General features: G+C 43.3%; 8 protein-coding genes and 1 other RNA gene. 6 read left to right on the forward strand and 3 right to left on the reverse strand.

Annotation, left to right across the window (positions count from 1 at the left end; translation table 11 throughout):
* Window positions 1-1,082 precede the first annotated feature (1,082 nt).
* Window positions 1,083-1,577, forward strand: a transfer-messenger RNA (tmRNA) gene (gene ssrA, locus NSQ80_RS01255).
* Window positions 1,578-1,632: 55 nt separating this feature from the next.
* Here the strand turns inward: ssrA and NSQ80_RS01260 are convergent.
* Window positions 1,633-2,451 carry a type II CAAX endopeptidase family protein gene (locus NSQ80_RS01260; protein WP_339301003.1) on the reverse strand — a complete coding sequence of 273 codons (819 nt, stop codon included), beginning with the start codon at window positions 2,449-2,451 and terminating at the stop codon, window positions 1,633-1,635.
* 301 nt (window positions 2,452-2,752) lie between these two features.
* Between NSQ80_RS01260 and fliD the strand changes: the two genes are divergently transcribed.
* From fliD to NSQ80_RS01275, 3 genes are all read left to right on the forward strand, one after another.
* Window positions 2,753-4,000 carry a flagellar filament capping protein FliD gene (gene fliD / locus NSQ80_RS01265; protein WP_339301005.1) on the forward strand — a complete coding sequence of 416 codons (1,248 nt, stop codon included), beginning with the start codon at window positions 2,753-2,755 and terminating at the stop codon, window positions 3,998-4,000.
* A 91-nt stretch (window positions 4,001-4,091) separates the two neighbouring features.
* Entirely contained in the window at window positions 4,092-5,003 is a 912-nt protein-coding gene (locus tag NSQ80_RS01270) for a phosphotransferase family protein (protein WP_339301007.1), read from the forward strand.
* A gap of 388 nt (window positions 5,004-5,391) precedes the next feature.
* A complete protein-coding gene (locus tag NSQ80_RS01275) occupies window positions 5,392-6,081 on the forward strand; it encodes a 2OG-Fe(II) oxygenase (protein WP_339301009.1) in 690 nt (229 codons plus the stop codon).
* 575 nt (window positions 6,082-6,656) lie between these two features.
* On the opposite strand, the gene NSQ80_RS01280 is transcribed toward NSQ80_RS01275, so the two are convergent.
* Both NSQ80_RS01280 and NSQ80_RS01285 read right to left on the reverse strand, forming a co-directional pair.
* The gene (locus tag NSQ80_RS01280; RefSeq protein WP_339301011.1) at window positions 6,657-7,775 is read right to left on the reverse strand and encodes an IS110 family transposase; all 1,119 of its coding nucleotides are present in this window, start codon (window positions 7,773-7,775) and stop codon (window positions 6,657-6,659) included.
* Between the two features lie 199 nt (window positions 7,776-7,974).
* Window positions 7,975-8,160: a hypothetical protein gene (locus NSQ80_RS01285; protein WP_339301013.1), complete on the reverse strand. Its 186-nt coding sequence runs from the start codon at window positions 8,158-8,160 to the stop codon at window positions 7,975-7,977.
* Between the two features lie 662 nt (window positions 8,161-8,822).
* On the opposite strand from NSQ80_RS01285, the gene NSQ80_RS01290 reads away from it, so the two are divergent.
* On the forward strand, window positions 8,823-10,901 hold the full coding sequence (locus NSQ80_RS01290; RefSeq protein ID WP_339301015.1) for an AAA family ATPase: 2,079 nt from the start codon (window positions 8,823-8,825) through the stop codon (window positions 10,899-10,901).
* On the forward strand, window positions 10,894-12,783 hold the full coding sequence (locus tag NSQ80_RS01295) for an ATP-dependent helicase (RefSeq protein ID WP_339301017.1): 1,890 nt from the start codon (window positions 10,894-10,896) through the stop codon (window positions 12,781-12,783). Before NSQ80_RS01290 ends, NSQ80_RS01295 begins: the two co-directional genes overlap by 8 nt.
* The last annotated feature ends 63 nt before the right edge of the window (window positions 12,784-12,846 follow it).

Below are 12,846 nucleotides of genomic sequence, written 5' to 3' on the forward strand. Positions count from 1 at the left end.
TTGAATATCTAGATGAATCAGATAAAGTAATTATAAGGAAAGATTTGGTTGAATTTGCATTAAGATCATTTAACACTATATTCTGTACAGAAGTTCCATATTTTGATTCTGCAGATGAAGCCTTAGAAGAAAAAATTGTTACTATTAAAGCTATCAACCAAAGAAAAATCTTATATAGTTATCGTATAGAGCAATTTGATGAAATAATAAAATATCTAGATAAAAATAGCATCCCGTTAGTAAGTTTTAGCAGGTTAAACTCTAGTAGTGAGCTTAAGGACTTTAATTCCAAAGGAAGCATTCTATATATTGATATTACTTCATTAATACAGGCGATTACAAGTAACCCTCAATTGATCTATTTTTCTGAACAATATTTTGACACATTAGAGAATGGCGTATTTATTATAAGAGACGATCAAGTGGAGGCGGCATTAAAAGCATTTCAATTAACATTTAAACATTCACGAGAAATTAGAGAAGTTATAGAGGATTTTAAAGATGATGATACAATAATTGAAACAGCTGATGATCGGTTAATAAGAGTTATTGATTTAGATGAGGAGAGATTAAATCGTATACAGGATCGTGTATGCAACGAATTATTTGGTCATGAGAAGTTTAAATCTCATTTTAAGACAGTTTTAAGAAATTTTCTCATATTAAATAAGATAAACAAAAAAAAGATACTATCCATTTTTCTTTTAGGTCCTTCTGGGTTGGGCAAAACTGAATTTGCAACCATCTTAAAGAATGAATTAAAGGAAGATACTCCATTCACTAAAATAAATTTTGGTAACTATAGTAGTAAAGAAGCATTGAATAGTTTAATAGGTAGCCCTAAAGGATATATAGGTTCAGAAGACGGTGAATTAAGTGTTAAAGTGAATAAAAGCAAGGCAGGTGTTATACTCTGTGATGAATTTGAAAAGGCTAATTCTCCAATATTTAACTTCTTCCTTGAACTACTTGAAGACGGGAAATTTACCGATTCTGTCTCACGTGAATTTGACTTAAATGGATATATTATCATATTTACATCCAATCTCGACGAAAATAAATTTTATCAAATTATACCACCAGAGTTGCAATCACGTCTGGATTTGGTTTGTGAGTTCCAGCCATTGAACAATGAGGAAAAAAAACAATATGTAAGCTACTATGTGAATAAATTTGTTAAGGAATTAGAATCTAAAGGTAATATAAAATCATTACCTCAAAAAGAAATACAAGAACTTATGGAGATCAATGTAGAGAACATTGAGAACCTTAGGGAGATCAATCGTATTATAACTAATAAAATAATGGAATTGATCTAGTAATCTTACCTTCTCTGGCTCTGGCCGCCTAATAACGGCCTCCAGGCTCTTACCCTCCATCGCCCATGTGGCGGGCTAAGGGCTCAACTTTAGTGGGATACGCTGTCTAGTCTCCGCCTGGGGCTAGCTGAAGAAGACAATCAGGCTGACCCGGGAGGAAGCCGGTTACGGGGCGGCCTCCCGGGTGACATCAAATCTGTCACTACACCCGTAGAAACCTATGTGGCGTTATCTTCGGACAGGGGTTCGACTCCCCTCGCCTCCATTTTGGAAAACCACAACCTCATGGTTGTGGTTTTTTGCTATATGGGCATCAATTGTGAGACGCTCTTCCCCGTCTCCACATATAGAATGTCAGTCCAGCGTAGAACAGAATAACGAAGAGGCTCATGTCCCCGCTGATATATTTTGCGGCTTCTTGATGCTCGACCGTCACTCCGGCAAAAATGAGCCATACTAAATTATGCGTAGTGTGGATCATCGAGGAGGTCCATACACTGCCGGTCCGCATGCGAATTTCGCCGATCACGGGGCCAAGAAAGATCGTGCTGAGCACGGTCATGGGCAGCAGGAGCCAGAGATTCTCACCGGAGTGGTACGCTTCCGTGTTGAGAATTAACGGGAAGTGCCATACCCCGTGGACGGCTCCGTGAAGTAACATCGCCTTTTTTCGGCTCATGCATCCAAGCATGGTCGGCAGCAGATACCCGCGCCAGCCGAGTTCTTCGCCCATGGATTGGGTTAACACCGACTTGATGTATAAGAAGACAATGAGCAGCGGAAATACAGGCCAACTGAAGCCTTCAAAGTCACTTCCAGGCTCGAAGGAGGATAGGTTCGCCGCATAGGCGACGGCAAATCCCACAGCCAACGGGATGATTGGAATGACCAGCGCAAATCCCCAACTTTTGAAACCGAGCTTATGCAAACCAAGCTTTTTCCAGCCTGATTTACGGTAACCGTCACGCGTCACGATCAACATCATGATGAGCACTGCAATCGTTGGCGTCATCATATAAGCAAAGGTATTCATATGAGGGATGAAGCTGAAACCAACCGCCAGAAGCAAGACGAGCAGAATAAATACAATGGATTTAGTTGAATCTTTCAGGGAGGAAAATATGTTAATCACACCTTCTCTTAAGAATACAACCGCATGAGTGGCTGCATTCCAAGAGTATCAAAGTCATGTCATATCTACATAGTGACCGTTGTCATAATAAAAGTCATATCTGTCATGCCGTGGACTTGCCAAGGCTTGGAGAAGATGCAATAATTCTAATCACATGCGAAGTTAAAGTTTTCTTTAAACTTCAACTATCGGCGATAATTCGGAGATAAAATAAGAGGAAAAGTGTCGAATCATCGTGCGAAGCGGGACCATGCATCCAGAATAAACTTTACAGTTCCATGATAAAGGGAGTGATGGATGAATGTTATCGAACGACTCGTATAGCTTGATCGATTCGACGAGCGGAACGGCAGCCATGAATGTTGAATCCTCCAATAGAATGAGTGAAAGTTCGTCTTTATTGTCCAGGCTCATCTCACCAAGCATGCATTATGTGCAATATTTCAAGACAGCGGCAACCGGAATTGTTAACTTCTTGAAATCTACATACAGAGTGCAAGAAGCGGCAAAAAAATTGATGCTGCGGAATAATCCATTATTCGAAGCAAGAACGGTGGAAACCTCGAACAGCAGCCTGGTTATTGCAATGGCATCGGCTGGAGCTGCAAGGCAAACCTATGAAGTGAAGTTGAAAGCGATTGCAACCCCTCAAAAGAACAGCGGAACCTCATTGTCAGGAGCAAGTGCATCCGTCGTAAGCCAAGGGGTGAATGAATTCACCATTGCTCTTGGCGGCAAGACGACCAAGCTATCGGTGGTGATCGTTGAGCACGATACGAATGATCAAGCGCTGAGCAAGTTACAAGAGGCGATCAATGCAGCAAAGACAGGGATCACTGCAACGATGGTCCCAGATGCGGATACGGGCCACCTGAAGCTAGAATTATGCAGTGACCAAACCGGAACGGATCAGGCTTTCGAGGTTGAAGACGTTATCGGCAATGCGATGTCAGCAACAGGCGTACGGAATGCAACCCAAATTGCGTCTAATGCCTCATACAGTGTGAACGGCGGTGCAATTCAAACGTCTCAGTCGAACACAATTGAGCTGGAGAAGGACAAAGTGACGGTAACACTTCTGGCTCCATCGATGGAAACGGTGAGGATTCAGGTTAATCCGAATGTCGATAAAATCATCTCACAAGTGAGTGAGTTGATATCGAGTTACAATGCCATGGTGGGTCGTCTGACAGAAGCTGGCGGGATCTTGAACCCCTCTATCCGAAAAAGCTTGGATTTCTTAGTCGATTCCCCGACCTATGAGCAACTCGGCCTCTATCGTGACGGCGACGGCTTACTCCAGCTGGATGAAGAACAGTTCAAAAAGAATTTGAGCTTAAATTTCGATCAAACCACGCGAGCAATTAGCAGCCATGTCGGCCTGGCTTACCGTCTAGCCTTAGCTATGGAAAGATTCAATACCGTGCCGGCCAGCAGCCTGATGAACCAGACGGCTCGTCAGTTACAACAATTCGCGATCTACCAGTCCTCGATTCAAATCACGATGCCAACCTACGGAAGCGGTTTGTTTGTGAATATGCTGTTTTAGCTTTAGATTAATCATCGGGTCAACCAGAATTGGTTGGCCTTTTTTGGCATCAGGTATAATGATTCTAGGCGGATTGGGGAGGGAGCATTCTGTGTTTGCGGATATCCAAGGTTATGAAACGTTCAAAAAAATCGATCTGATCACCAAAGGCTGGTCGAGCGACCAAAAATACTACATCGAAACCGTCACCAACGAGAGATGGCTGCTGCGCATCTCAGATATTTCCCAGTACGACCACAAGAAACATGAATTTGAAATGATGAAAAGATTAGCCGAAAGCGGGGTGCCCATGTCGCGGCCTGTGGATTCTGGAGTATGCAACAACGGCCAGAGTGTTTATTCCCTCTTGACTTGGTGTGACGGCGAAGATGCGCAAGCGGTATTGCCGAAGCTGACGGACACGAGGCAATACCATCTTGGCGTGACAGCCGGGCAAATCTTAAGGCAAATTCACAGTATCCCTGCTCCGGTGGATCAAGAACCGTGGGAATCCTTTTTTAATCGAAAAGTAGACCGGAAAATCAAGCAATATCAAGACTGCGGTGTAAAAATGGAGGGCGACGAGCAGATCATTACTTATATTGAAGCGAATCGGCACTACCTTAGCGAGAGGCCGCAGTGCTTTCAGCACGGGGATTATCATGTGGGGAATATGATCATCTCGCCCGAAGGGGAGCTGTGGATCATCGATTTTAATCGCTGGGATTACGGGGATCCGTGGGAGGAGTTTAATCGCATCGTGTGGAGCGCTAAGGTCAGTCCGCATTTTGCGACGGGGCAGATTCACGGGTATTTTCATGGGAATCCTCCAGACGAATTCTTTAAGCTATTGGCTCTCTATATCGGCAACAATGCGTTGTCTTCGATTCCTTGGGCGATCCCTTTGGGTGAAGCGGAAGTCGCCGTGATGCAGCAACAGGCCCAGGATGTCTTAACGTGGTTTGACGGGATGAGGAACCCGGTGCCGGCGTGGTACTTGTCCGATTTTATATCCAGTATATAGATGGGATTCCGTACAAGTTGAAGTGTGGGTGGAGGATTTGCGGCGATTGATTTTTATGATGGTTGTGTCCTGTAAGACTTTGCTGCTCCTCGCGCATCATGTCTCCAGAGGAAATTACGCTGGGTGCGGTTATCGATGAGGTCTCTTAAAGAGCTGTGAGTGAGGATCGGAGCAAGCGTCAGCAATCCCTTGTGGAGTTGAAACGGGAGTGGGATGCGGCTCTCTTGAAGTGAACTGAAGCACGCTAAAATCAACAACCCTGCGAGGTTGTTGATTTTTTGTTTGATGGAATGATTCGTGGGAGAACGGCAAACAAAGGGGATACTCGGCGAATTTAGGCTGATGTATAATAATTCCATCAAAAATCTGAATAGTAGAGGTGATAGAGATGAGCGAGGAGATTTCCATCTTGCCGATTCAATCCTTCTACTCGCTCGATGATCGTACCGTTGCGGCGACGGTACTGCACCAAGAGCCTTTGATCATGAAATTCGAACGGCTGCTGACGGACGACGAATGCCGTCAATTGATTAAGGCAGCCGCTCCCCGACTGCGAGACTCCAAACTCGTGAACAACGTGACCAGCCAAATCCGCACGAGCCGCGGGATGTTTTTCGAAGAAGAAGAGAACCCCTTTATCCATCGCATCGAAAAACGAATCCCCGCCTTGATGAATGTACCCATCGAACACGCGGAAGGCTTGCAAATCCTCCACTACAGCCCAGGCCAAGAATACCAAGCCCACTATGACTTTTTCGGCCCGAACAGCCCCTCCGCAGAGAACAATCGGATCAGCACCCTGATCATCTACTTGAACGATGTGGAGGCAGGAGGAGAGACCGTCTTTCCCTTGTTGGATCTAGAGGTCAAACCCGAGCGCGGGTCTGCCCTGTACTTCGAATACTTCTACCGTCAACAAGAACTCAACAACTTGACCTTGCACAGCAGCGTCCCGGTGGTTCGCGGTGAGAAGTGGGTAGCGACCCAGTGGATGCGGAGGCAGCGTGTGAGGGGTGGGGTTGTTTTGGGCGATTGGGGATGCTTATATCCGTGTTTCTATCAAAAGAAAGCTAGATGAGATCAGACTATTCAGTATCTTTTTACATCACTCTACATTTAAGATTATATAGAGTGATTTCAGGGCAACTCTACTAGTTTGCTATTAATAATTCATAATTTCCTCAGAAATTATTATGGAAAGGGGCTATATCTTAGAGAATATGACATCGAGGTGAATTTTAGAGAGATGGCATCACAAGTCCATTGCTATGAACGTTTTTGTCAAGCCCTCGGTTTTAAATCTGCCTGAGCACGTGGCGCGAGAGCAAAAATGCGAGCGACGGTCGGCACGCTGCTATCCGTGGGTTGGTTACCACATGTTATGCCTTCGTCAGGGAGAGCCCTTGCAAGCTAGAAACGCACGTTCAGTTTCTTTCAAAACCTAGTGCAAACGGACTACGCAAATTCTCTCCTGAACCTTCGTTTGCTCCCGGGCCTCGTGCTCCGGCGTGAGCTTGTCAAGCGTCTTCCTTGACAAGCGGTGGGGTACAATTCAACACTTTTCCAAATCCTCATCGAAGATGAGGAACGCCACACGGCGAGTGTGGGGGTGCAGGGGGCAACGTCCCCTGCGTCCTTCATCGTCCAAAGGCGTTAGGAGGCTGCTGGCTGCTCCACGGTTCGAGCAACCGCCCATATGAACCCAATCAATTCCCGGGCCACCGCACCGACGGCCACATTCTTGTGCTTGTTCTTTCCAAACACAAGATGACGGTATTTGTAATGCAATCTTTCTTGCGCCTTCCAGGACAACAGCTGTACGTCGGCGGGCATACCATCTAATCGCTTAGCGAGATCCCCTTTTACGGCAGGACGGTGACGGTAACTCCAAGCGGACTCCACCAAAGTCCGTCGTAAGCGGCCATTTCCGGCTTTGGTCATGCTGCCGCGGCGAGTACTTAGGCCCGTGGAATACTCACGAGGGACCAGTCCCAAGTACGCCATCAGTTGCGCAGGGGAGCGAAAACGCGCAAAGGTTCCGATTTCAGCCGCAAGGGTAATGGCTGTAAGCAATCCAATCCCCCGTAGGGACTGAAGAGCTTGGATCAGAGAAGCCTTAGAACCGGTCGCAGCTTGCTGGACCAGTGCTTTTTCTAGGCGCCCCATGCGTTGCTCGATCTCATCCAAAGTATGAAGCATTTCGCTGAATGCCACGTGCATGGACTCATACGGGAACGTAAGCTGCCCTAACCAGACGCGATACTTCTTGGTCCAGCGACGCTTTATGGTGGCGGGTGGTTCAATCTGGTGACGAAGCAGGAATTTCAAGATCCGCTGACGAGCCCGGTGGGCATCTTCCTTGGCAGCTTCACGGGCGCGAACCAATTCTCGCAGAGCCTCATCTTCCCGTTCGGGGACGTAAACGGGAGTGAGCTCTCCTGCACGATACAAACGCGCGAGTTGCTCGGCATCCCGTCGATCTGTTTTCACTTGGTCGCCGGGGCGTTTGGGAATGAGCGATGGAGCAATGACGACACAGTGGGCCCCCATGGAGGTGATCCAGCGATAGGTTTCGTAACCTGTGGGTCCTGCCTCGTAGCAAAACGATAGCGTTTCGGCCTCTCCCAGCTCTTTGATAAGCTTGCGTAACGCTGCCGGTGTGTGGGGAATGGTTCCGTAATAGCGTGGAGCTTCCCCGCTCACATCTGCAATCGCAACCGAAATTTTTTCTTTGGATACATCTAAACCGACGAATTTTGTGGTAGACTGCATAGTATCAGCTCTCCTTTGCTATGTAGCTCTGAAATGGTTTGGTTTATACTACACTATCCATTTTAACCTACGAGATGTAGCAATTTGGAGGGCTGTCTTTGTTTTACGTTCATCTTAGCTAATAAGTCGTTTTCTGCATATAGATAAAAGCAAAGAGGAGAGTGATCAGCTCTCCTCTCTACCTGTAATTTGGGAACTTTTATTTTCTCCTTAGAAAGTATAATAAAATGATTCCCGTCAAGGAAGTGCCAATAATTCCAAATAACGTAGGATCAAGAGTTGCAATGACTCCCTGAAGCCAAGGGAAAACTTTCATACCGAAGGCTCCTACTAGAAATACTAACACTTCAATTACATAATTCGCTGTTCCATACCAATTACTCATTCTAATTACCCTCCATAATGTGGTGCCTCGAATAATTTAAGGTTAATTCGAGGGGGGCAACGGACTCTCACCGTTGCCCCACACTATTTGGAGGCGAATTAGTGTGAAGTGGTTATGGTTTCAGCGAGATTTTGTAGGGACATATAAAAATTCAAAATTAAAGAGGATAACGAATGAGAATTGGCGATTTACCCAGCGAAAGTAAATCTCAAAATAATTTCACAATAAAATAGTTAGTTTGTTAACTCTGACATTACTAACATTTTGAATAGAAATGGTTTTATTTTCATCGGCATAACCTCCTTAAATTGAATTAAGTTAAAAAATACATCCCTACAATAATATTATATCTTATTACTATTATATTTTCACATATACTAATTAACCAGGAGCGAAGTCGGAGCTTAAATGCGACACTTTTACGATGAACTGTGACCAATACCACGGTTTATCCATTATTAAAATCCACAACCAAATTAGTTGAGGATTTTATGTTTCTATAAGTAATCACAAGTGATTTATTCCAGATGCTTTTAAATGATCTATTAATCAACGGCCACATTAAAGAGTTTTCCTCTATTATGTTTCCTTTATTTTTTTGGAAGAGACTAGGAGGTGTGATGTGATATATTAGATTTAAAATCGCTACATTGGAGGGTGTTATGAAGTTAGCTAAAGTTAAAATCCGTAATTTTAGATCTTTTGGTGATAAAGAAACTACAATTACCGTTAGTGATATGACAGCGCTTATCGGCAGTAATAGTAGCGGTAAGACAACATTTTTCCAAGCTCTTCTCCGTTTGTTTGGTGATACAACAAAAGATAGAGAAATTACACGAGTTGATTTCCATATTCCTTTCGATGTCAATCCGGATTCCGTGAACGAGACTGATCTGAGTATTGAAGCTGTGTTTGAGTTTCCGGAGGTGATAGTAGAAAACGGAGTTGAGAGATACACTATCCCTAGCTTTTTCACTAACTTTGTAGCTGAGCAAGGATCGAACCAACCTCCATATATACGTATTCGATTAGAATCAAAATGGATAAGAAGTAACCAGCCTGAAGGATTAATTGAGACTAGCACATTCTTTGTAGTCGCTCCTGAGGGAACTCCAATTTCTAACGAAAATAAAAAGGGCGTGACGCAAGCTCAATTATCATTGATCAAAATGATATACGTCCCGGCATTACGTGATCCCTCTACTCAACTTCGTATGGTCACTGGTACTTTACTATGGAGACTTATTCAGCGAATTAACTTCGATAATTCTTTCAAACAGGAAATCTCTGCTCAGATGCAGCATGTTAAGGATTCTTTCTCCAGGCATTCTGGTGTCTCGCGCGTTAAGGAAATCTTGAAAGAACAGTGGCAAACCTTTCATAAGGACAAACGTTACTCTGAGATCGATCTACACTTCAACACCCAGGATATTGATAGCATTCTAAAGAAAATTGATCCGTTTTTCTCCCCTTCAGAAATTGGGACTGGATACACTGTGGATAAACTCGGGGATGGATTGCGTTCCTTATTTTACTTCTCACTGGTTGCCTCACTTTTGCAAACAGAGCAAGATACGCTTGAAGAGATGATAAATGATCCGAATAAGTCCATTGACGAGCGCACTTTTAGCATTATTCCGCCCTGTTTAACGATTGTGGCCGTCGAGGAACCAGAGAATCATGTAGCGCCTCATTTGTTAGGAAAAATCATTCAAAATCTTCGTATTATAGCAGACAGTAACAATGCTCAAGTAATCCTGTCTTCACATAACCCTGCCATAATAAAACGTATTGATCCTACTGAAATACGCCATTTCCGAATGTGCTCTGAACTGAAATCGACCATTTCGCGGACAATTTTACTTCCAGAGGACGACGATGAAGCATTTAAATACGTTAAGGAGGCTGTAAAAGCATATCCGGAGATTTACTTCTCCAGTCTGGTGATACTAGGTGAGGGAGATAGTGAAGAAGTCATTCTTCCGCGTATTATGGACCTTATTAGTCTGGATATCAATACTCATGAAATTGCCATTGTTCCATTGGGTGGTAGGCATGTTAACCATTTTTGGCGTCTTCTTGCTCAGCTTGATATTCCATATATAACTTTGCTTGACTTTGACTTGGAGCGTGGAGGCGGGGATTGGGGCAGAATAAAGTATGTAATCCAGCAACTATTACTTAACGGTGTCGATGAGGATAAATTGCTTACTACGGCGACTGGGCGGTTAACACTAGAGGATCTGGAAAAAATGCATACTTGGGAAAAATCACTAGATATAATGCTAGGCTGGATCAAATACCTAGAAAATTTTCATGTCTTTTTCAGCTATCCATTGGATATCGATTTTATGATGCTAGAGTCTTATAAGGAGGCTTATATTGCGGTACTAGAAAAGGGGGAAGGCCCTCAAATAAGGCTAGGACAGAAACAGTATGCTATTCAGGAATTGACCACAGATTTGAAACAAAGTGCAGAATTTGATGAAAGGGTTCTTCATGATGTGGCAAGCACGCTTAAGGATGCGAAAAAGAAGGGTGTCAATTATAGTGATGCTCAAAAGGAATTAATGATCTGGTACAAATATTTTTTCCTCTATCGAGGAAAGCCTGTGATCCATATGAAAATGCTTTCGCAAATGAAAGATGAAATGCTCCGGGCAAGTCTTCCGGAAGTATTCATTCATATGTCGAGAGCTATACTATCCAGGCTCAATGATAGGGGTGAAACTAGTGAATAAATACATTTCTTCGGAGCAATGGATGCCAGCAGCAAATCTCTCATTTGAGCCGGAAAGCCTTAGGATTATCAAGTCTAATCGTAATGTTCTTGTATCTGCAGGTCCAGGTGCAGGCAAAACGGAACTACTTGCTCAGCGGGCATCTTTCTTGCTGCAGACCAATACTTGCGTATTCCCTAGGAAAATATTGGCTCTAAGCTATAAAGTGGATGCTGCTGGGAATTTGACTGATAGAGTGGTAGAACGATGCGGTAATTTGCTGGCCGTTCGTTTTGACTCTCGGACGTATGATGCTTTTGCTAAATCAATTCTCGACCAATTCCGCAACCTGCTTCCTGATGAGTACCAACCATCACAATATTATGATATTGCAAATCAGACAGATATTAAAAATGCCTTGAATAAAGCAGGATATTGGCAAGAAGCTAACAACAAATTTTACTTTTCAGGCCGTTATTTTACTGAATACAAACTTCCAGCAGTGGACACTCCGTATGGTGACATTGCAAGGCGTGTATGGCCGATATTGTTAAAAGGCAGCGACATGCTCGAACCGAAGTTAACATTTTCTATGATTTCCCGCTTGGCCGAAATGATTGTTCGCTTAAATCCAATGATCCGAAAATCGATTCAAATGAGCTATCAATATGTGTTTTTGGATGAATTTCAAGACACACCAGCACATCACTTCGACCTTATTAAAACGTGCTTCGGGGGATCAGGCTGTATCATAACGGCAGTTGGAGACAAGAAGCAAAGGGTTATGGGATGGGCAGGTGCTCTTGAAAATGTGTTTGAAAAATTCTCGATCGAATTTAACGCGCTGACAGAGACCTTGCTCGTCAATCATCGTTCGGCACCTAGGCTAGTCGAACTCCAGAAACCTATAGTTAAATACTTAACAGAAGAAGAGATACCAATTAATTGCAGTACTAGATGGGAAGTTGATGAAGGGGTTGCTGAAGTCTGGCGATTTAAGAATGAGGACGATGAAGCATTGATGACTGCAAAGAAAATATTGAGTCTGATGGCTATTGACGGTGTTCAGGCCCGTGATATTTGTATTTTGGCAAGGGTAAGACCAAGTGAATATTCCTCCGCTCTTATCAGGGAATTAAAACGCCATGGTTTGGAAGCGAGATTGGAAGAACCTTACCAGGATTTGTTGAAAGAGGATCTCATAACTTTGCTTAAGTCGGTTCTTTTGCTGGCTGCAGGAGACTCATTTCCTGACGAATGGATTTTTTCGGTTAATTTGCTAAAAAGCATAAAAGGTTATAACTTGCGATCTGCAAATCAATTACAATTACATCAGAATGTAGAAGAGAGCTTTAACAGTTTTCTTTCATCGTTCCGAAATAAGATGAAAACCGTTCAGAACAAAGAAGAGTTTATGAAACGATTAGAAACTATTCTTGATTATTTTGATCGTGATTTATTACACGGACAATACCGACAATACAATAATGCGTATATTTCATACCTTACCCAGAAGTTTGGTGATTTAATATGGAAGGAATACGAACTTTGCAATGACTGGGTTTTATCAATCGAACGTTTTAATGGCGAAGGTTCCATCCCAATAATGTCTATTCACAAAAGCAAAGGATTAGAATTCAATACGGTATTTGTTTTGGGCGTAGAGGACCAGGCGTTCTTTGGATATGAAAATAACCCTAGTGAAGAATTATGTACGTTCTTTGTTTCTGTTTCGAGAGCGATAGAGAGATTGTATCTAACCTGCTGCAAAATAAGGGATAACCATATAGTATCAATAAATACTATAGAATTATTTTATAAACTCCTTAAAAACTCTGGAACTTGTGATTTCTTTGCTTTCGATGAAAATTTTGAGGAGAAGTTCGAATGGTATTTCAAATGATCAATTTGCGTATATGAGATAATGTATTGATGTTCGTCTCTAATTAGTTTCCCCTGAAAAAGT

The organism is Paenibacillus sp. FSL K6-2441, assembly GCF_037964765.1.
Classification (GTDB): Bacteria; Bacillota; Bacilli; order Paenibacillales; family Paenibacillaceae; genus Fontibacillus; species Fontibacillus phoenicis.